Source organism: Azospirillum sp. UFLA03-27 (assembly GCF_059803775.1).
In genome coordinates, this window is sequence record NZ_JAUQTX010000556.1 from 1 (window position 1) to 511 (window position 511).

The 511-nt window shown below is 71.2% G+C and carries 1 protein-coding gene; it reads left to right on the forward strand.

What is annotated here, in order from left to right:
* The coding region (locus tag Q4I23_RS33055) for an enoyl-CoA hydratase-related protein (protein WP_498529052.1) at positions 1-447 on the forward strand (447 nt) is incomplete at its 5' end.
* Between the last annotated feature and the right edge of the window lie 64 nt (positions 448-511).

Below are 511 nucleotides of genomic sequence, written 5' to 3' on the forward strand. Positions count from 1 at the left end.
GGCTTCCCGCTGGCGCTGGCCAGCGACCTGATCGTCGCGGCGGAGGACGCGGTGTTCACCCTGTCCTACATCAAGGTTGCGCTGACGTCGGACGGCGGCGGCACGGCGTCGCTGGCCCGCGCGCTGCCGCCGCAACTCGCCGCGGAAATCCTGTTCGAGGGCGGGCGCGTCGGGGCGCCGCGTCTGGCGCAGCTTGGCATGATCAACCGGCTGACCGCTCCGGGCGGTGCGCTGGCCGAGGCGACCGTTTGGGCGGAGCGGCTGGCCGCCGGCCCGACCGCCGCGCTGGGCCGCGCCAAGGGGCTGCTGGAGGTGGCTTACGGCGGGCTGGCGGATCAGCTCGACCGAGAGCGCGACGCCTTCGTGGAGTCGCTGTTCAACGATGAGGCCGGAGAGGGCGTGACCGCCTTCTTCGAGAAGCGGGCGCCGGTGTTTTCGAAGGGGTGAGTGGTCGCGCTGGTGCCCCCTCCCTAACCCTGTCTCTTATACACATCTCCGAGCCCACGAGACT